General features: G+C 38.7%; 21 protein-coding genes. 11 read left to right on the plus strand and 10 right to left on the minus strand.

All coding sequences use genetic code 11. The annotated features are described in order from the left end of the window. Positions 1-28: 28 nt before the first annotated feature. From AC6H0V_RS01990 to AC6H0V_RS02040, 11 genes are all read left to right on the plus strand, one after another. Positions 29-1450: a Glu/Leu/Phe/Val family dehydrogenase gene (locus AC6H0V_RS01990; protein ID WP_497562034.1), complete on the plus strand. Its 1422-nt coding sequence runs from the start codon at positions 29-31 to the stop codon at positions 1448-1450. Positions 1451-1692: 242 nt separating this feature from the next. Further along, the gene (gene msrA, locus AC6H0V_RS01995; RefSeq protein WP_497562035.1) at positions 1693-2340 is read left to right on the plus strand and encodes a peptide-methionine (S)-S-oxide reductase MsrA; all 648 of its coding nucleotides are present in this window, start codon (positions 1693-1695) and stop codon (positions 2338-2340) included. A gap of 178 nt (positions 2341-2518) precedes the next feature. Next, the gene (locus AC6H0V_RS02000) at positions 2519-2935 is read left to right on the plus strand and encodes a cytochrome c maturation protein CcmE domain-containing protein (RefSeq protein ID WP_497562036.1); all 417 of its coding nucleotides are present in this window, start codon (positions 2519-2521) and stop codon (positions 2933-2935) included. After that, entirely contained in the window at positions 2935-5403 is a 2469-nt protein-coding gene (locus AC6H0V_RS02005) for a heme lyase CcmF/NrfE family subunit (RefSeq protein ID WP_497562037.1), read from the plus strand. Before AC6H0V_RS02000 ends, AC6H0V_RS02005 begins: the two co-directional genes overlap by 1 nt. Further along, positions 5400-6161 (plus strand): Rossmann-like and DUF2520 domain-containing protein, encoded by a 762-nt coding sequence (locus AC6H0V_RS02010; RefSeq protein ID WP_497562038.1) that lies wholly within the window; start codon positions 5400-5402, stop codon positions 6159-6161. Before AC6H0V_RS02005 ends, AC6H0V_RS02010 begins: the two co-directional genes overlap by 4 nt. 42 nt (positions 6162-6203) lie before the next feature. Continuing rightward, positions 6204-6536 (plus strand): 2Fe-2S iron-sulfur cluster-binding protein, encoded by a 333-nt coding sequence (locus AC6H0V_RS02015; protein WP_497562039.1) that lies wholly within the window; start codon positions 6204-6206, stop codon positions 6534-6536. A 64-nt stretch (positions 6537-6600) separates the two neighbouring features. Next, positions 6601-6846 (plus strand): Fe-S cluster assembly protein IscX, encoded by a 246-nt coding sequence (gene iscX, locus AC6H0V_RS02020; protein WP_497562040.1) that lies wholly within the window; start codon positions 6601-6603, stop codon positions 6844-6846. Between the two features lie 59 nt (positions 6847-6905). Further along, positions 6906-7430, plus strand: a complete 525-nt coding sequence (locus tag AC6H0V_RS02025) for a KdsC family phosphatase (RefSeq protein ID WP_497562041.1) — start codon at positions 6906-6908, stop codon at positions 7428-7430. A 157-nt stretch (positions 7431-7587) separates the two neighbouring features. Further along, positions 7588-8007, plus strand: coding sequence for a hypothetical protein (locus tag AC6H0V_RS02030; protein WP_497562042.1), 420 nt, complete (start codon positions 7588-7590; stop codon positions 8005-8007). A gap of 188 nt (positions 8008-8195) precedes the next feature. Beyond that, positions 8196-8762 carry a Maf family protein gene (locus AC6H0V_RS02035; RefSeq protein WP_497562043.1) on the plus strand — a complete coding sequence of 189 codons (567 nt, stop codon included), beginning with the start codon at positions 8196-8198 and terminating at the stop codon, positions 8760-8762. Positions 8763-8940: 178 nt separating this feature from the next. Next, on the plus strand, positions 8941-9555 hold the full coding sequence (locus AC6H0V_RS02040) for a peptidase associated/transthyretin-like domain-containing protein (RefSeq protein ID WP_497562044.1): 615 nt from the start codon (positions 8941-8943) through the stop codon (positions 9553-9555). Positions 9556-9561: 6 nt separating this feature from the next. Here AC6H0V_RS02040 and AC6H0V_RS02045 read toward each other — a convergent pair whose 3' ends face one another. The 10 genes from AC6H0V_RS02045 to AC6H0V_RS02090 form a co-directional block, all read right to left on the minus strand. Next, entirely contained in the window at positions 9562-10464 is a 903-nt protein-coding gene (locus tag AC6H0V_RS02045; protein WP_497562045.1) for a Ppx/GppA phosphatase family protein, read from the minus strand. Position 10465: 1 nt separating this feature from the next. Further along, positions 10466-11182: an SDR family NAD(P)-dependent oxidoreductase gene (locus AC6H0V_RS02050; protein ID WP_497562046.1), complete on the minus strand. Its 717-nt coding sequence runs from the start codon at positions 11180-11182 to the stop codon at positions 10466-10468. A 174-nt stretch (positions 11183-11356) separates the two neighbouring features. Then, positions 11357-12688 carry an ABC transporter permease gene (locus tag AC6H0V_RS02055; protein ID WP_497562047.1) on the minus strand — a complete coding sequence of 444 codons (1332 nt, stop codon included), beginning with the start codon at positions 12686-12688 and terminating at the stop codon, positions 11357-11359. Next, positions 12681-13592 carry an ABC transporter ATP-binding protein gene (locus AC6H0V_RS02060; RefSeq protein ID WP_497562048.1) on the minus strand — a complete coding sequence of 304 codons (912 nt, stop codon included), beginning with the start codon at positions 13590-13592 and terminating at the stop codon, positions 12681-12683. Before AC6H0V_RS02060 ends, AC6H0V_RS02055 begins: the two co-directional genes overlap by 8 nt. A gap of 634 nt (positions 13593-14226) precedes the next feature. Beyond that, positions 14227-15396 carry a molecular chaperone DnaJ gene (gene dnaJ / locus AC6H0V_RS02065; protein ID WP_497562049.1) on the minus strand — a complete coding sequence of 390 codons (1170 nt, stop codon included), beginning with the start codon at positions 15394-15396 and terminating at the stop codon, positions 14227-14229. 42 nt (positions 15397-15438) lie between these two features. Continuing rightward, entirely contained in the window at positions 15439-16020 is a 582-nt protein-coding gene (locus tag AC6H0V_RS02070) for a nucleotide exchange factor GrpE (RefSeq protein ID WP_497562050.1), read from the minus strand. 151 nt (positions 16021-16171) lie between these two features. After that, positions 16172-16855, minus strand: a complete 684-nt coding sequence (locus tag AC6H0V_RS02075) for a cell division ATP-binding protein FtsE (protein WP_497562051.1) — start codon at positions 16853-16855, stop codon at positions 16172-16174. 4 nt (positions 16856-16859) lie between these two features. Then, complete coding sequence (locus tag AC6H0V_RS02080) at positions 16860-17063, minus strand: fructose-6-phosphate aldolase (protein ID WP_497562052.1); 204 nt, start codon at positions 17061-17063, stop codon at positions 16860-16862. Between the two features lie 48 nt (positions 17064-17111). Then, positions 17112-19022, minus strand: a complete 1911-nt coding sequence (locus AC6H0V_RS02085) for a T9SS type B sorting domain-containing protein (RefSeq protein ID WP_497562053.1) — start codon at positions 19020-19022, stop codon at positions 17112-17114. Further along, the gene (locus tag AC6H0V_RS02090; protein WP_497562054.1) at positions 19001-20911 is read right to left on the minus strand and encodes a T9SS type B sorting domain-containing protein; all 1911 of its coding nucleotides are present in this window, start codon (positions 20909-20911) and stop codon (positions 19001-19003) included. Before AC6H0V_RS02090 ends, AC6H0V_RS02085 begins: the two co-directional genes overlap by 22 nt. Positions 20912-20926 lie beyond the last annotated feature (15 nt).

Here is a 20926-nt window from a genome sequence, read left to right on the forward strand (position 1 = left end):
GAAGACATTCCAAATATAAAAAAACAAAATGGCTAATACAGCAAACGAAACAGGTTTCTTTACAGATGTATGTAAGAACTTTGATAGTGCCGCTCAATTTACCTCTCATCCAGAAGGTTTATTGGCTCAGATAAAAGCATGTAACAGTGTTTATCGTTTTCAGTTCCCAATCAGAAGGGGTAATGGTTTCGAAGTAATTGATGCATGGCGTGTAGAACACTCGCACCATATGAGTCCAACAAAAGGTGGGATCCGTTATAGCGAAATGGTTAATGAAGATGAAGTAATGGCATTAGCAGCGCTGATGACCTACAAATGTGCGATCGTTAACGTTCCTTTTGGTGGCGCCAAAGGCGGAATTTGTATCAACCCAAAAAATTATACCGTTGCAGAATTGGAAACGATCACTCGCCGCTATACCACAGAGTTAATTAAAAAGAATTTTATTGGCCCGGGCATCGATGTGCCAGCTCCGGATTATGGATCGGGTGAGCGGGAAATGAGCTGGATTGCAGATACTTATATGACGATGAACCCAGGTTCTTTGGATGCATTAGGTTGTGTTACAGGAAAGCCCATCGCTCTGCACGGTATTCGTGGCAGAAAGGAAGCTACCGGTAGAGGTGTAGCTTATGCAGTTCGTGAGTGTGTTTCATTTGCAGAAGATATGAAAAAAATCGGCTTAACTGCAGGTTTGGATGGAAAAAGGGTAATTGTACAAGGTTTGGGTAATGTGGGTTACCACTCTGCAAAATTCTTGGCAGAATTTGGTGCAACAATAGTAGGGATCTGCGAATTTGAAGGTGCAGTTTACAACGCCAACGGATTAAATATTGATGAGGTATTTGCTCATCGCAAAAATAACGGCACTATTTTAGGGTTTCCTGGAGCTACAGATTTTAAAAATTCTATGGAAGGTTTAGAACAGGAATGTGATATCCTTGTTCCAGCTGCTTTAGAAAATCAGATTACCGAAACAAACATCCGTAATATTAAAGCTAAAATTATTGCTGAAGGAGCAAATGGACCGTGTACTCCAGAAGCGGAATTGATCTTTACCGAAATGGGTGGTATTATCATCCCAGATATGTATTGTAATGCGGGCGGTGTAACCGTATCTTATTTTGAATGGTTAAAGAACTTATCACATGTTGCTTTTGGTCGCATGGAAAGTCGATACGCAGAAAACTCTAATGCAAATTTGATCAATACATTGGAGAGCCTAACCGGTAAGAAAATTCCTGCCGAAAATCGCTTAATGATTGTAAAAGGTGCATCGGAAATGGAATTGGTAAACTCTGGTTTAGAAGACACCATGATCCATTCTTATCGCGAAATTAGAGAAACGTTGATGAACAAGCCAGAAATCAAAACCTTAAGAACTGCGGCTTTTGTTAATTCAATAGATAAAATAGCTATTTCTTACATGAACTTAGGGATTTGGCCTTAGTCGGTTTTCGGTTAACAGTTTTCAGTTGACAGTTAACAGATTCCAGTTAACAATTAGTAGACCACATAAAAAAGCTCACGACTTAATCGTGAGCTTTTCTAATTTAAAACCGGCTCTCCGCCCCACGCCCCACGCTCTCCGCTCCACGCTCTCCGCTCCCTGCCCCAAGCCCAACTTAATTATTCCAAAACAAACTTTTATGGTTTTTATAGCGTATATAGATAGACTGAAATTTCATAGACATGAAAAATTATAATTTTATTGGGTTCATATTAACCCTACTGGTTTACACCTCATGTACTGATGGTACTGATACTACAAAAGCGAAGTTACCTGTGGCATCAGGCAAGCAACAAACCGCCATATTTGCAGGTGGATGTTTTTGGTCTATCCAAGAAGCCTTTTCAGAATTAAAAGGTGTAAGCAAGTCTACCAGTGGCTACACAGGAGGCAACACAAAAGACCCTACTTACGAGCAGGTTGGCTCAGAGCAAACCGGCCATGCAGAGGCAGTTCAAGTGATCTACGATCCAGCTGTTATCAGCTTTGCGCAATTAACAGAAGCATTTTTCCATATGCACGACCCCACTCAATTAAATAGGCAAGGGCCTGATATTGGAACCTCATACCGGTCAATCGCTTTTTATAGTAATGATGTAGAGAAGAAACAAATTGAGGATGCAATCTCCAAGTTTAACAATTCAAAACTACCCGATCAACAGGTTGTAACCGAAGTTAAACCTATCATGGTATTTTACCCCGCAGAAAATTACCATCAAAACTATTTTCGCCTTCATCCTAATGAGGCCTATGTAGAAAGTGTGTGCGGACCAAAAGTGATGAAATTGAGGGCGGCCATGCCTGAGTTGCTCAAAGATGAGTTTAAATAGTAGATAGTGCAAAGTCCAAAGTCGATAGTCCATAGTCTATGGTCCATCGTCCATGGTCCATCGTCCATGGTCAATTATATCAACCAATTGTCATGATACGCATATCTTAGCTGCAAAAATACCTCAGCTAGCTTTGTTTTTTTATCTTTGTGGTCTGGATTTTTAATTTAAAACCACCATGAGAAAAAGTGCAATCGTTGGTTTAATTACCATTGCCATTTGCATAGGCTTTTTAGTGAGCTTAAATGCAGATACAGATACCTATTCTAACTTCACTGACGCAGCAACATCAAATAAAGAAGAGCATGTTATTGGCCATTGGGAAAAAAGCAAGGGTACACAATATGATGCACAAAAAGATCCAAATCATTTTGCATTTTACGTGACGGATGAAAAAGGCAAAGTAAACAAAGTAGTGCTAAACGGAAGCAAACCTCAAGATTTTGAACGTTCAGAAAAACTTGTAATCATTGGTAAAATGGAAAATGATACCTTTTATGCTTCCAAAATCTTAATGAAATGCCCTTCTAAATACAACGACGAAATGGTAGAAATTACCAAAGATGGTCAGGTAAAACAATACAAAAAATCTTAATGGACATACAATTTATAGGAGAAAACCTCCTTCCTGGAAAAATAGGGCAGTTTTTTATTGTTTTGGCGTTTGCTGCCTCTTTACTTTCAACGATCTCTTATTTCTTTGCCGTAAAGAATAAAGATTTACAAGATCAATCTTGGACAAAATTAGGTAGAATTGGCTTCTTGATTAACCTAATCAGTATAATCGGAATTGGATCAACATTATTCTATCTTATCCTAAATCATTATAATGAGTACAACTATGTGTATTCGCACTCGTCTAAAACCCTTCCAATTTATTATATCGTGTCTGCCTTTTGGGAAGGACAAGAGGGTAGTTTCTGGCTATGGGCATTTTGGCAATCGGTTTTAGGCACAATCCTGATATGGAAAGCCAAAACTTGGGAAAACGGAGTAATGACCGTTGTTGCTTTTTCTCAAGTCTTTTTAACCTCGATGTTGCTTGGGGTTGAATTTTTCGGACAGCGGATTGGCAGTTCTCCCTTCATTCTATTAAGAGAAGCGGTTAACCTAAAGGAAATGGCCCCTGTTGTTTTTAATGATCCGGAAAATTTTAAAAATTACCTAAAGTTTATAACTGATGGGAAGGGATTAAATCCACTTTTACAAAACTATTGGATGGTAATTCATCCGCCAACTTTATTTTTAGGTTTTGCCAGTATGGTAGTTCCTTTCGCCTATGGCATCGCTGCCCTTTGGCAGAGAAGGTATAAAGAATGGGTTAAACCCGTATTGCCTTGGGCATTATTTGCCGTAATGATTTTAGGTACCGGGATTATCATGGGATCTTTTTGGGCCTACGAAGCCTTGAATTTTGGAGGTTTTTGGGCCTGGGATCCAGTAGAAAATGCCTCCATCATTCCATGGTTAACCTTAATTGCTGCTGTACACGTATTAATCGTATTTAAAAATACCGGGCATGCCTTTTTTACGGCTATGGCTTTAGTATTAATTAGTTTCCTTTTGGTATTGTATGCTTCTTTCTTAACACGAAGCGGAATTCTTGGCGAAACTTCGGTACATGCTTTTACAGATCTAGGGATGTTTGGCCATTTAATTGCCTACATCCTAGTGTTCGTTGTTATTTGTATTTACTTTGTAGCCACAAGGTGGAAGCAGTTACCAATTACCCATAAGGATGAGGAAACCTATTCGCGTGAATTTTGGATGTTTATTGGCGCTTTAATTGTTACAACTTCTTGTTTGCAGGTAATTATTACCACCTCTTATCCGGTATTTAACAAGCTTTTTGGCACCGCAAAATTGATCCCCAATCCAGTTCAGTATTACAATAAAATTCAATCTGCCTTTGCTGTTTTAATAGTTTTAATAATGGGATTTTCTCAATTTTTAAAATATAAGAGAACAGATTCCAAAAAATTATATACCAGTTTAATATCCTCATTAATTTTTTCATTGGTTATTTCAGCCGGATTTATTTGGCTAACTGGCATCTACACTAATTTGATGTACATTTTCCTAACTTTTAGTTGTGTATTTGGCGTAGTGTCTAATGCCCGCTTGTTAAGTGGTGCATTTGTAAGTAAGGGAAACAAATTGATAGGTTCGGCAGTAGCCCACATTGGGTTTGCCATTCTGTTGTTAGGAGCTTTGGTAGCTGCAGCAACAAGCACTCCGGTATCTATAAACAAAAGTAAATTTATTCCCGTTATAGGCTTTGAAAAAAATGAAAAACCTGCTGAGAACATTATGCTGTATAAGAATGAGCCTAAAAAAATGGGCAAGTACACCATAACCTATGTTAGCGATACCAGTATAGCGCCAAATACTTTTTATAAAATAAATTTTAAAGTAATTGATGAAAAAACCGGGAAAATAAAGGAAGATTTTTCGTTAAATCCCAGCATTCAGGAAAATAACAAAATGGGGATGATTGCTAGCCCCGATACCAAACATTACTTAACAAGCGATATCTATACCCACCTCACAACCGTAGCGGTTAAAGACGACCATGGCGACCACGAAGGTCATTCTGACGAAGAGAATTATAAGGCACCACGGGTTTTATCAGTAAAAGTAGGGGATACCGTACACACTAGCAATGGTGTTGTAACGGTTAAAACGATTAACAATAAACCTACTATCAAAGATTTAAAATTAGCAGCTGGCGATTTGTTGTTCGGCTTGCAGCTGGAAATCAATGTAGCTGGAAAAATTTATACAGCAGAACCTCTTATTTTAGTAAAAGGCTCAACACCTTATTTGTTTGATCGCAGTATTCCAGAATTAGGCCTTAAATTTAGATTCGTTAAGATTATTCCAGAACAGCAAAAAGTAGAATTTAATATTTACGAAAAGCCACAACAGGCTAAAGATTGGTTGGTATTTAAATCTATTGAGTTCCCTTTCATCAATTTATATTGGGTAGGAACGATCGTTATGGTTGTTGGTTTCTTGATTTCGATTTTTAGAAGAAAAAAAGAACTGGCTCAAACAAGATGAAGATCGTAATTATAGGATCAGGAAATGTAGCTACCCATCTTGCTAAAGCATTGTATGCGGCTAATATGCAAGTAGTACAGGTGTGGTCTGCTCATTATCAAAATGCATCGCTCCTTGCAAATGAGGTAAATGCAGAGGCGATTGAACATATGGCACAGCTTGATCAAACGGCTGATGTTTGTTTAATTGCGGTTAAGGATGATGCCATTGAAGAAGTAGTAAATCAATTGAAAGGTTTCAAGGGATTGATTGCCCATACTTCTGGGGCAATTAGTTTAGAGGTTTTTAATGAGGGATTTGAAAGCTATGGAGTTTTTTACCCACTTCAAACTTTTTCAAAAACAAAAGAAGTAGATTTTGGGAACATTCCCATTTGTATCGAAGCAAATATCGGGACGGCATTAGGGAAATTAAAAGTTATAGGTGATAAGTTAAGCCGTACTGTAGTAACAGTTGACAGCGATAAACGTAAAATCTTACACCTGGCGGCAGTATTTGCCTGTAATTTTACCAATCATTTGTACGCTTTGGCGGATGAAATTTTAACTTCGCACCAGTTAGACTTCGACATGTTAAGACCGCTGATCGGTGAAACTGCAGCTAAGGTTCAACACGCTTTACCTATAAACGTACAAACAGGTCCGGCAATAAGAAACGACGAGTTGACCATGGAAAAACATGAGGCTTTGTTAATAGAACAGCCTCAACTGTTAGAAATATATAAAACACTAAGTGAGAGCATTAAAAAAACAAGATAATTACCCAATTGCGGTTTTAGCTCCTTACTTTTGCAACTAATTATGAGTATTTTTAAATTAAAAATAAATTTTGAAGAAACAGGTAAATCGCCAATCGAACTGCCTATCGCCGCAGGAGAAGATGTTTTAGACATCTGCCTTGATAATGGGATAGAGTTGCAGCACAATTGTGGAGGTGTTTGTGGATGTAGTACTTGCCATATTTATGTGAATAAAGGAATGGATAACATCCAAGAGATATCTGATAAGGAAGAAGACTTTATTGATAGGGCGGTAAGACCTAGGATCACCTCAAGGCTAGCTTGCCAGTGCGTGGTTTTAGATGGAGATATTGAAGTAACGATCCCAGATCAATCTGAATTTTTAGGACATTAATCCAGTTTACAATTGGCATTTTGCAGTTAGCAATTCAACAATCAAACAATTTCAACAATTAACAATGACCAACGATAAATTCTCACTACCCATTTACTGGAACGACCACGAAGATATTGCCCAAGAACTTTATGAAAAATTTGGAGATGAATTTAATGAAGGTAAAATCTATCGGATCAGATTTACCGAATTGCTAGATTGGGTACTTTCTTTGCCAAATTTTAAAGGTACCCGCGAGGAAAGCAATGAAGGCCACCTAGAGCAGATCCAATCTGCATGGGTATACGAATGGAGGGATAACCAAAATTGAGTTTGGAGAAATGAGTTTGGAATTTTCGAACTCCCCACTCCCAACTCCGCACTCAACTTATGTTAGATAAACTTAAAAACATTAGCACCTTTATTTTCGATGTAGACGGGGTTCTTACCGATGGAACGGCTATCGCATCAGAATCGGGCGAACTGTTGCGTACTTTTAATATCAAAGATGGATATGCGCTACAGTTGGCAAAGAAGAAAGGCTATCACATTTGTGTAATTTCTGGAAGCACCGGACAGGCCACTCAAAAACGGTTTGAAAACTTGGGCATGCCCAATGTTTACTTAGGCGTAAGTGATAAAGTTGAAGTTTTTAACCAATTCTTAACAGATAACAAGATCTCTCCAGATCAAGTATTATATATGGGCGATGATATGCCCGATTATTATGTGATGCAACTGGTTGGAGTTGCAACCTGTCCAATCGATGCGATTGATGAAATTAAGCAGATCTCTCATTACATCTCTCCAAAAAAAGGAGGAGATAGTGCAGTTCGCGATGTGATCGAAAAAGTGTTAAAGGTTCAAAAAAATTGGTTCGACCTCAATCCATCCGCGGTGGATTCAAGTAAATAGTAAATTATTCCCTTGGGTTTTAAGAAGTTAAAATTGCAACAATTAAGTTACTGCAAGCAATTAAACTAAATGATAAATTTATGCTCTAAGAATTACAAAATAAAAACGAACCAAATTCTGCAATAGAATTTCAACACATTAAAAAAACAAAAAAAACATGAAAAAATTATTAATTATCTGCGGATTATTATTCAGTGTAGTAACTTTCGCTAGTGCACAACAAGGTGGACAAGGTGGTCAAGGTAGAATGCAACAAACTCCTGAAGACAGAGTAAAACAATTGGATGAAAAAGTTAAGTTAACTGATGATCAAAAAACCAAAGCTACAGAAGTGTATACTGCAGCTGCAGCAGAGCGTAAAAAAATGCGTGATGAAATGATGGCTGCTGGTGGCGGTGGTGATAGAGATGCAATGATGGCTAAAATGCAAAAAATGCAAGCAGATCTTGATACTAAAATCACAGCATTCTTAACTGATACTCAAAAAACTGCTTATAAAACTTGGCAAGATGAAGTTAAAGCAGCAAATGAGAAAAGAATGAAAGAAAGACAAGCAAACGGTGGTGGTAACCAATAATTAGTTTACCTACGTTTTAAAAAAGCGACTTTTAAGTCGCTTTTTTTATGACTAATTTTAACAGTTGCCAATTGCCAGTTTACAGTTACCAATTGACAGTTACCGATGAAACAATTAACCAGTTAAACATCAGACGGTTACCAACCAAACTTTTACCAAAAAATCGTTATTTAGTATAAATTTTATCCATGTACATTCAACAGCAACCTATCGTTTTAGCTTCAAAATCTCCCCGGAGGCAAGAGTTAATGAAATTAATGGGGCTAGATTTCACCATCGAACTAAAAGAGGTTGATGAAAGTTATCCTGAGGGATTAGGCCCGTCGGAGATAGCCATTTATATTTCAGAAAAAAAGGCAAAGGCTTTTGGCGGTTCCAATAATCAGCTTATTATAACCGCTGATACTATTGTAGCCTTAAATGGAGAGATTTTAGGGAAACCAAAAGATAGGGCAGATGCTCAGCAGATGCTGAAAAAATTAGCTGGTCATACCCACGAAGTGTATACGGGTGTTACCATCATAAACGATAAAGTGATGTTTTCTTTCTTCGATGTATCAGATGTCTTTTGCAATGAGGTAAACACCGAAGAAATAGATTACTATATTGATAATTTTAAGCCTTATGATAAAGCTGGGGCATATGGAATTCAAGATTGGTGGGGGTTAACTGTAGTAAATAAAATTAATGGCTCTTATACGAATGTAATGGGTTTGCCTACGGAGAAACTGTATCAAGCACTAAGTAGGCTCTAATTCGCTCAACGCAAACGCTTTTTAGCTTTCCGCCAAACGTTTTCCACTTAACGCCAAGTACTCAGCACTCCTCTTATGGAATTTCCGTAATTCCTTCATCATCTATAAAATTATTTAGATGAAAACTAGCTCCATATCCATTACAATTCCTCAACCCTGTTCCCAAAATTGGGAAACAATGGATCGTCGAGAGGGAAAACGCTTCTGTGAATCTTGTCAAAAATCGGTTATTGATTTTTCTGACCATAGCAATGCTGAAATTATAAAATTGCTAAGCAGTGCAACAAGCACTATCTGCGGGAGATTAACGAAAAGGCAATTGGACGAGTTAAATTATTATTTGATTGTTGTACCTACGCAACGGAACTGGATGAAATATTTGGGAGTTCTGGCAATCGGTTCGAGTATTTTTATGCAGGGTTGCGAAAAGGCAGAAACTAGTATACCTGTAGAAAATGTGGCCAAAAAAGCGTCAACCGAGAATACGGAAAGGGTTTCGGCAATTTATGGCTACGTGATAGATGATTATGGCGTTCCAGCTGCAGGAGTAGACGTAGTTATAGAAAACACCAAGCTTTTGGCAACCACCGATAGCATGGGAAGGTATCAGTTTACAATTGATGAAAATCTTGCGACTACAAACAATCTGCTTCGACTTTCTTCGCGTTCTTTGGAAGGTTCTGTTGTTCTAGATTATACCAAAGCTGCACAACATGAATTGAAAGCCGAATCAACTTACGTAACCATGGGTATGGTTATGATTACTCCTCCAAAAGCAACTAAAAATAAATAGGGTGGGTTATTTTAGGCTCTGTAGTACCCCCATTTTTAAATCATAGGTTGATAGGCGGATCTGTTTAATCCTAGTTTCGTCTAAAACGTAATTGGTTAAGATACTCGCCATTACAATCATATCAACACGCAAGGGGATGAGCCCCGCCATTTTTTGTCTATCATTATGAGTAGAGTTGATTAATCGATCTGCCAGCGCTCTATAGTCTGGATAAGGTATTTCTATGTTGCTTGTTAAGGATAGATCAATGGTTGGATTGATCATCTCGGCATAGGTTTCGAAAGCCCCCGCAGATCCAATTAATGTAATTGGGGCAAATTCCTCACAAATAATTTTTAGCGCTTTTAGTTCATGAGCTAAATGGTGCGTTAAAGATTTTTGATCAGCGTTATTAATTGGGTCTGATTTAAAAAAAGCCTGCATCAGCCTTGCCGCACCAATATTGTAGCTTTTTTTCCAGATCAAGGTTTCCTCATCACAGAGCATAAATTCGGTACTTCCTCCGCCGATATCCATAATAAGAGATTTCCCCTGTATGGCACCGCTCCATTTCACGCCTTCGTAAATGTACTGTGCTTCCTCGTCTCCATCAATTATATTAATCTCTATACCTGTTTCCGCTTTAGCTTTCTCAATAAAATCTATTCCATTTATCGCACTGCGCACACCTGAAGTTGCTACTGCTTTCACGGCATCCACTTCATACTTGTCCATGAGTGTACGAAATTCTTTCAAACATGTTATTCCCCTTTTGAATGCTGCGGGGATAATAAAATTGTTTTTTGTGATGTCCTCTCCAAGCTTTACGGGTTGGTTGGTTTTATAGATTACTTGCAGTTCGGTAGCATTTTGCTCTGCTATGATAAGGTGAAAAGTGTTTGTTCCAAGGTCAATTACGGCTAGCTTCATGTTACATTCTTTCGTATAAAAATCGGGGCATCAATTTTAACAACCAAGCGATTAATCGCCAGCGTTTAGTTATATAGGTAACGTTTTTTTTAGCTTTAATTGCATTATAAATTTGAAGGGCTGCTTTTTCGGGTGTGGCTACCCAGAATTTTTGGTCTGATTTGGCCATTGCAGTAGCTACAAATCCTGGTCGAGCGTCGGTAATAGTAAGTTCTAGTTTTTGTTTTCTTGCTTTTTGTCTCAATCCTTCTAGGTAATTAATCTGATAGGCCTTACTGGCATTATATGCGGGAGCCACGGCACCTCCTCTTAAGCCAGCGATAGAAGTAATTACGGCTATTTGGCCATGTTTTTGGTGTTCGAAATATCGATAGGCCCAAACAATAACAGAATTTAATGCGGCTACGTTAACCTCAATAGTGGGTAATTCGAGATCGATAAGAAGAGCCTCATTTAATTCACCAATTCCGGCGCTAAACACGAGGAGGTCCAATCCACCAAGATTTTCTACCAATTGCGACAAATTTTGGTTTAAGTTAGTTTTATCCGTGACATCAAATGCGGATGAATAGATATCATCGGGCTTTTTACCAACTAAATCAGCTAATAAATCTGCTCGTCTGCCCGTTACTCCAACCTTAAAGCCATCGTTTGCTAATAACAAAGCGAGAGCCTCACCAATTCCTGAAGACGCACCAATAATGATTGCTTTTCTCATCTGTCTATGTTTAAACGCAAAGGATGCAAAGACTACGCAAAGAACGCGGAGCTTTAAATCTAGTATAAACCGTATTCACCATAAATCCCTTCCCTAGAATGCAGAAGCAAGTATTTTGCTTTGTATTATAGCTTTACACTACGGTAAACTTTCGCTCCACGCCCATGCTATCTGCTAATTCTTGTACGTGAACCACTTAAACATTTCTTTAAAAGTAGTTTTCTTACCATACATCAGAATCCCTACGCGATAGATCCTACTGGCCACCCAAACTGTAGCGATAAAACCAAGTACCAAAATCACCATCGAGAGTGCGAGTTCCCAAGTTGGTACACCATACGGTAAACGTACTACCATTGCTATAGGAGAGGTAAAAGGGATCATCGACAGCCAAAATGCCACATTACCATAAGGATCATTGGTAACTACGCTTAGTGATAGGGCATAGCCTAACAACAGAGGCATCATTACCGGCATCATAAACTGTTGGGTTTCGGTTTCGCTATCTACAGCCGAGCCGATAGCGGCATATAAAGCGCTGTAAAATAAATATCCCCCAATAAAGAAAAAGATAAATACGGATATGATTTTACCGAAATCTAAGCCCGCTAAACTTTTCTGAATGTCTGCCATCGGACCTTGAGCAGGTGCAGTTACCGTTGTACTAGCACCAACTTTACTCGGTCCATTAGCGGATGCCACCACCTTTTTAACATCGGCTTTATCGATAAATACTGTCGCCGCAACAGTACTTATGGTTAGGGTTAATACAATCCATAAAATGAATTGGGTTAAACCAACTAGGGCGATACCTATAATTTTGCCCATCATTAACTGAAAAGGTTTTACGGAAGAAATCATCACTTCGATAATACGGCTTGTCTTTTCTTCAATCACGCCCCGCATTACCTGGATTCCATAGAGCATAATGAACATAAACATTAAAATGCCGGCTATAAAAGCAATAATGGTACTTGCACCTGCGCTACTTGATTCCTCTTTACCGGTATCTGCTATTTTTTTGGTATCAATATCAACCTCTGTTTTTAAGTGATCGAGGTCTTTTTGGGCAATGCCTGATTCTTTCAGTTTCTGATTTCTAATCAACTCTTCGAGATCACCAGAAATTCTACTATTTAAAGACAATCCAGCCTGTTTTTCGCCAAACAATTCAATTCCACTAGGCGCTGATAATGAAAATTCAGGAAGATAGAGCACATAATCGTAATCGGACTTTTTGAGTGTTTTTTTCATTTCATCCAACGATTCGCTTACGTACTTGTATTCGATATTTTTATCGGAAGCGAGTTTCTCGGTTAATGTTTTATTGGTGCTTACCACTGCAATTTTATCATGGGTAGAGCTAATCCCCTTATAAGTAAAATAACCAATTAGGCCATAAATACCTGCAATGAGCAAGGGCGTTAAAAAAGTCATGATAATGAACGATTTTTTCTTTACTCTTGATAAGTATTCTCGGCGTATGATGAGTAAAATCTTATTCATAATCTTGTCTTTTAACTTTGTCAATAAATATGTCGTTCATGGTTGGGATAACCTCATCAAAGCGACTAATAGCTACATACGGAAGCAATGTCGATAAAGCTTCATTAGCTGTTCTATCTTTTTGCAATTGTACTTTAATTAATGTTTTACCTTTTATATGCTCGGTTTGCAGTACCTCAAAAATGGAACTTGCAGTAGCTAGATTGTAATCACCCTCGTATTCGATCCAATACGTATTATTTCGATAAGTAGCTTTAATTTCGTCTACACTTCCATCCAGGATTTTTTTAGAGCGATCGATCAATGCGATATGATCACAAAGCTCTTCAACACTTTCCATCCTATGTGTAGAAAAGATAAATGTTGCGCCTTCTTTATTTAATGCTAAGATTTCATTTTTTATGATGTCGGCATTTACAGGGTCGAAACCAGAAAATGGCTCATCTAAGATAATCAGTTCTGGTTGGTGCAAAATTGTGGCTACAAATTGTACCTTCTGCTGCATTCCTTTACTTAGGTCTTCCACTTTTTTATTCCACCAACTACCCATTTCAAGCTTATCGAACCAATACTTAATTCGCTTGGTAGCTTCTACCGTGCTTAAACCTTTAAGTTTAGAAAGATACAGTACCTGTTCTCCAATTTCCATTTTTTTATACAGGCCGCGTTCTTCGGGCAAGTATCCAATTTGTGAAATGTGATTAGCGTTTAAGCGCTGTCCATTAAATAACACCTCTCCACTATCTGGAGCGGTAATTTGGGTGATGATTCTGATTAAGGAGGTTTTGCCTGCGCCATTTGGACCTAAAAGTCCAAATATTTTTCCGCGTTCTACTTCCAAGCTAACCTGGTCTAGAGCACGGTGCGTGGCATATTGCTTTACAATATTTCTTACGCTTAGCATTGATGTTGTTTGTTTTAAGTTTAGTAAATATAAGATACAAGCTTTGGAGAATTGTTACGTGTTGAGAAAAAAGTCTGAAAGTCCGAAAGTCCGAAAGTCCAGAAGTCCAGAAGTCCGAAAGTCCGAAAGTCCGAAAGTCCGAAAGTCCGAAAGTCCAAAGAAGTTTAACAAAACAAGTTAACAAAAATCGGTGTAATCCTTTAATCAGTGTAATCAAACGCGAAGCGAAAGTCCAAAAGTCCAAAGAAGTCCAAAGAAGTCCAAAGAAGTCCGAAAGTCCGAAAGTCCGAAGAAGCTTAACCAGACAAGTTAACAAAAATCGGTGTAATCCTTTAATCAGTGTAATCAAACGCGAAGCGAAAGTCCAAAAGTCCAGAAGTCCAGAAGTCCAGAAGTCCAGAAGTCCGAAAGTCAGAAAGTCAGAAAGTCAGAAAGTCAGAAAGTCAGAAAGTCAGAAAGTCCGAAAGTCTGAAAGTCCGAAAGTCCGAAAGTCCGAAAGTCCGAATAAGCTTAACCAGACAAGTTAACAAAAATCGGTGTAATCCTTTAATCAGTGTAATCAAACGCGAAGCGAAACTTCGAAATCGGTGTAATCTTTTAAAAAAAAATCCCCATCTTTCGATGAGGACCTTTATTATTCGAAATATTCTTTCATTTTATCAAAGAAACTCTTGTCGTGTTTGCCGGGTTGTGGCTTAAAGTTAGGAGACTCCCGTAATTTTTCCAGAATTGATCTTTCTTCTGCATTCAATACTTTTGGTGTCCAGATGTTGATATGAATAATTTCATCCCCTCGGTGATAGGAATTAATTTCTGGAATACCTTTTCCTTTGAGACGTAATAATTTTCCGCTTTGTGTACCAGGTTCGATTTTTATCTTGGCCTTTCCATCAATTGTTGGCACTTCTGCACTGTAGCCTAGTGCAGCATCAACAATGCTTACATGTAGATCATAAACTATATTATTGCCTTCACGTTTTAGGGTATCGTGAGGTAATTCTTCAATTAAGATAATCAAATCTCCAGCTATGCCACCATTCGGTGCGGCATTACCTTTACCGGCCATACTTAATTGCATGCCATCACTTACTCCGGCAGGAATATTTATGGTAATGGTTTCTTCGCCACGAACAGTTCCTTCTCCATGGCATGCATTACATTTAGAAGTAATCTGCTGGCCACTACCCTGACAGGTAGGACAGGTTGCACTAGTTTGCATCTGGCCCAAAATAGTGTTGGTAACCCGACGTACAGCTCCACTTCCTCCACATGTTTTACACGTACTTACAGAGGATTTGTCTTTGGCGCCAGTTCCATCGCAGGTTTTACAGGTAATTTGCTTGTTAACCTTGATTTTTTTCTCTGCGCCGTTAGCAATTTCTTCTAACGTAAGTTTTACCTTGATTCGAAGATTGCTTCCTTTGGCCACTCTACGACCGCCGCCTCCTCGAGATTGACCGCCACCACCAAAAAAGCTATCGAACGGGCTGCCGCCACTACCAAAGATATCACCAAACTGGCTAAAGATATCTTCCATATTCATTCCGCCACCGCCATATCCGCCGCCGCCACCGCTTGCACCCACACCGGCATGACCATACTGATCATAACGTTGTTTCTTTTCTGGATTGCTTAAAACTTCGTAAGCTTCTGCAGCTTCCTTAAATTTTTCCTCGGCAGCCTTGTCATCGGGATTTTTATCAGGGTGATATTTGATAGCTAATTTCCGATAAGCTTTTTTAATGTCTTCCGCAGGTGCGTTTTTGGCAATGCCTAATATGTCGTAAAAATCTCTTTTGCTCATTTTGTATTAATTTGCTAATTAGCTAATTAGCCAATTTGCTAATTATGCCCCAACCACCACTTTCGCAAAGCGAATTACTTTGTCGTTTAAGGTATATCCTTTTTCCAGTTCATCAACCACTTTACCTTTTAAGTCCTCGGATGGTGCAGGTATCTTTGTAATAGCTTCGTGTATATCCGTATCAAAAACGGTATTAAGACTTTCCATCTCCTTTAAGCCTTTCTGACTTAAAATGCTTTTAAGTTTAGCTTGCACTAACATAATCCCATCGCGTATGGCATTAACTTCAGTCGCATTTTCAGTTGCTTTAAGGGCACGTTCAAAATCATCCAAAACAGGTAGTAAAGATACCACTACGTCTTTTCCGGCGGTTTGCAGGAGTTCTACCCGTTCTTTTTGGGTGCGACGTTTGTAATTGTCAAATTCAGCGAATAAGCGTAAATACTTATCGTTTAAATTACTGTTATCTTGTTTAAGCTTTTCCTCTACAGAAAGTTCTACTACAGGTTCTGAACTGCTATCATCAGCAATTTTCCCTTCTTCCCCTTGTAAATTTTCTATTTCTTGCTCGGCCTGATTATTCTCTATAATCGGTTCTTCTTCCTTTTTCTTCTTATTAAACATGTTTATATACTCGTGTTTTGCCCCTAAGGGATTCCTTTGAAATGTTCAAACTCAAAAGTTTTGCCAATAACAAAAATCAGCCATGCTGTCAGTTTTAAATGAATATCGCTGAACAGAATGGCTGAAATTTAAAATTTTGTCAGAATTATTACTAGGCTATCTGTGCATCCTCGTGCACTATTCCGCTTTCGCATTTGATTATTCTAGAGGGAAAAGTACGAATGATATGATAGTCGTGCGTAGCCATTAACACGGCGGTGCCGTTTTGTGAAATTTGCTTTAAAAGCAATACAATTTCTTCAGAAGTATCAGGATCCAGGTTACCTGTAGGCTCGTCTGCTAGAATAATCTCGGGATTGTTTAGCAACGCTCTAGCAATTACCACACGTTGTTGTTCACCACCAGAAATTTCATGTGGCATTTTCTTAATTTTTGATCGTAGGCCTACCTTTTCTAGCACGTCTTTGATCCGTTCGTTAATTAAGTTTTTATCTGTCCACCCGGTAGCTTTTAATACAAATTCTAGGTTTTGCTCTACAGTTCGATCACTTAATAACTGAAAATCCTGAAATACAATTCCCAATTTTCTGCGGAGATACGGTACTTCTTTGTCCGCCAATTTTTTTAGGTCAAAACCTGCAATTTGTCCATCTCCATTTCCAATGTGCAAGTCGCCATATATAATCTTCAGTAAACTGCTTTTTCCAGAGCCGGTTTGTCCAATTAAAAATACAAATTCGCCTTTGGCTATAGCTAAGTTTACATTTGATAGAACAAGATGTTTTTGTTGAAAAACATCAACGTTTTGTAAGTTGATGACTACGTTTTCTGCCATGTTTTTATAGATCTAATTTGGTAACCTGCCCAAAAGGCAAATTATTAATAATATTCATAATGTAATCTTGTTTATCCTCAAAACCTAGTTTAATCAGTGATTTATCTGGGCGATCTACCCTAAAATAAGCCAGCAGCGTAAACTTTTCATCCCGTAGTTGTACGTAATCTGGTATTTTGGCTATGCCTTTAACTTTGATGATATACATTTGTCCAAAAATAGCATTTCTAGCTGATAATTGAATTGAAATGTTGATTTATCTGGTAATTAAAACCCATCCGGAATAAAATTTAAAATCTTTATCTAGGTAAAGTGTGTAATAATACGTTCCTATTGGAACATCCTTCCCATCTGATTTACCATTCCAACTAGATTCTTTATTTCCTTCAAAAACTACCCTTCCATATCTGTTTACCACTACGATGCGAGGATTAGGAAATGCTGCGATTGAAGGAATAGACCAAGTGTCATTCACCCCATCACCATTTGGGGTAAAGGTATTTGGGATTTCAACTTTGGGATATACTTTTACAAAAACATCATCAGTTACACTCCCGCAATCCGATTCGACATGAAGTGTATACGTGATATCAAGAGGGGGGGTGGCAACGGGATTAATAGATGTTGGATCATCTAAATAATCTTGTGGGGTCCAATAATATGCCGCATTTGCAACAGAGGCTAATCCCTCTAGTGTAACTGCCTGGCCAGAAAGCAATTTTTTATCCGGCCCTGCCGAAACTGCTCCTCCTTTTAAAACAATAACTTCAATTTGCTTTTCAACAGCGCATTGTCCATTTGAAACACTTACGGTGTAAATGGTAGTTGATGACGGGAGCGCAGTTGGGTTGGAAATAGTTGGATCTGAAAGCCCTGTTGTAGGAAGCCAGCTATAAACTGAACCGCCAAAAGCCTCGAGCTGAACCGGAGCAGATCCATCGCAAATGGTAGCAGAGGTGATATTTGTGGTAGCATTTACAAGCGGCAATAGTTTGATTTCTAATTGAGCCGTAGCACTACAATGGCCTTCATTAGTAACGGTAACTTCATAAATACCTGCATTATTGGAACTAGTGTTTTGAATAACCGGGTCTTTTTCTGTGGACGAAAACCCATTTGGACCTTTCCATAAATACGTAGTACCCCCAGTTGCAACTAATTTTAAGGTCCCGCCCAAGCAGGCTTGGCCTATTATCATTGCTACAGGAGTGGGTTTGTCGCTAATACGAATAGTTAACTCTGGTGAAACTACGCGGCAAGTTGGAGATCCTATATTTGATTGTTCGGCAACTGCGAGGCGATATTTAATTATTGTAGGGGTTGCACTTAACACATTAACCGTTGTTTGAAGGTTGTTTTCGCCCGTTAAATCTTTCCAGTTTAGGCCATCAAAAAATTGCCATTGATAGGCTGGGTTGGTGTATCCCGCAGAAACTGTTGAGGTTAAATTGTAAGTAGCACTTTCGTTAACACATAAGTAAGCATCGGTTCCAACACTTGCAATCACGGATTTAACGATAGGTCCGCAAGGTCTAAAAGTGATGTCGTCTAATGCAAGATCGTTCCCACTACCTCCGGGATTTATATTGGTTATTCTTAACGTAATTACCCCAACATTGGCCGGAGTGGTAAAAATAGTTCCATATTGAATCCAATTAGTGCTGCTTCCTTCAAGAATATCGCCTGTAGAAAATTCTTTAATCGGAACAGCGTTGTTTTCAATAGAAAATTTAACATTCGGTTTAATTCCGCTGTTGCGTAAGATATTAATGATCCAGGCTGAAAATTCGTAAGTGGTATTGGGGCAGAGATTGTTGATAGTGGTTTGATAAAACACTCCGGGATTGTTATCTGCGTTTACAACCATCATGTAGCCAGTGCCATCGTTTGGCGTATGATTAATAACATCTTGGTGCCAGCCACTATTTAATCCTGCTGTACTTTGTACAATGGTGTATTGGCCATCATTAGGAGTACCAGCGATGTAAGTATAATTGGTTTCGGGAATGGGTGCTCCAAATCTATTTGCTCCCGTGCCAAAGGTAATTGACACTATCGGATCGCCTAGCGCACCAGCACATACCTGTGCCCTACTTTCTAATTGAGAAAGAAAAATTACAGCAAGTAGGCCGAGCCAACTTAGGTTTATCTTATTATAAATAGCCAACCTGCGTATGTTTTATAGTCCTTATTAATGTAAAGTGTATAGAAATAAGCCCCGGCGGGGAGGTCCTTACCTTTTGATTTTCCATCCCATGGCTTATTGTCATAACTTTCGAAAACCGTTTGTCCATATCTATTTACCACAAGCGTTCGTGGATTAACGAAAGAGTCGACTGCTGGAATGTTCCATGTATCATTAATGCCATCCCCATTTGGAGTAAAAGAATTGGGTATTTCAAGTTTTTGATATACTTTAACATACACTTCATCACTAACATCTCCGCAATTTGATGTTACATGTAACGTGTAAGTAATATTATCTGGGGGTCTAGCCACTGGGTTTAATTTTGTTGGATCATCAAGATAAGTGGATGGGGTCCAAAAATAACTAATCTGATCTCCATCAACTTTCCCAACTAACGAGGTTGATTGACCCAATAAAATCTTCTTATCCAATCCGGCATCAACACTAGGGTTAGTTAATACATCCACGGTAACATCCAATTTTTCAGTACATTGCCCATTAGATATCGTTACGGTATAGGTTGTTCTTTGTTTAGGGGAAGCTATCGGATCTGCTATAGACGGATCTGAAAGTCCATCAATAGGGAGCCAGTGATAGGTTACTCCTCCACTTGCTTTAAGCTGAATGCTTTGGTTTTCACAAATTTGAACGGTGGTATAATTTAAAACCGGATTAACTTTTGGTAAAACATTTACGTCAGTTTTACTGGTACTTGTACAACCAAGAGAATTGGTTACTGTTACTTCATAGCTACCCGCGTCTGCCAGTGTTACATTGGTTAATTTGGGGTTTCTTAGGGTAGATGTAAAGCCATTGGGCCCCGTCCATTGATAGGTATCGCCAAGCCCTGCCAATAATTCGATCGTAGTTCCTTCACAATCGCTACCACTATTTGTGGCATCTAGTGGCTTTTCTTTCACGGTTATGGTAAGTACTGGAGATAAGGTACGGCAAAATATCGAAGCAATGTTTAAGCGTTCAGCCGCAGTTAACCGATAGTTATAAATTCCAGGGGCTTTATTGTCGAAAGTTACCGTTGTCTGGAGATTCGTTTCACCATTTATATCAATCCACGTGTTCCCATCTAAGTACTGCCATTGATAGGCGGGGTCTGCATAACCTTGACCTACATTTCCTGTTAAGGTAAACGTGTGTGTTGTATTAGTGCAAATTTCGGCAGTAAGGCCATTGTTATCAATTGATGCGGTAGCTAGAGGCCCACAAGCTCTAAATTCTATATCATCTATTGCGAAATCATTCCCTATGCCTTTGGGTGCCAGTGTTGTTAATCTTAAAATAAATTTCGTCTCCAATAAGTTTTTATAGGTCACCCCATACTGTGCCCATGTTGCAGAAGCAGTTTCAGGAATGTCGCCAGTATCATAAGATTTTAAAATCACACCACCTATCGTTTCTATTGTAAAACGGATATTTGGCTTGATACCTGGAGAAGTAAGCATGTTAAGAAGCCAGGCAGAAAATTGATAGGTTGTGTTAGGGCAAACATCGATCGACGTAGTTACAAAGAAAGAATTTATATTTCGATCACCATTTACGATCATCATATACCCATCTTGGTTTTCAAGGGTGTGCTCTGATACCTGGTGCCAACCATGAATGGAAATATCCATGAGAGAGGTGTTTTTAACAATAGTGTACTGACCATCAGCAGGAACTCCTGGAACGTATTGGTATAGAACAGGTTGGTTTAAAGTGCCGCGATAATACGGTTGGCCAGATCCAAAATTTGTTACCATAACAGGGGTACTAGTTCCACCTGGACATACTTGGGCACTTATTTCTTCAAAAGAAAAAGCCAGTGCAAGTATCAACAAGCAAGATCTAATTAAGGCCACTTTAATCAACATGCAACAAAATAAGTA

It is taken from the genome of Pedobacter sp. NO84, assembly GCF_059703915.1.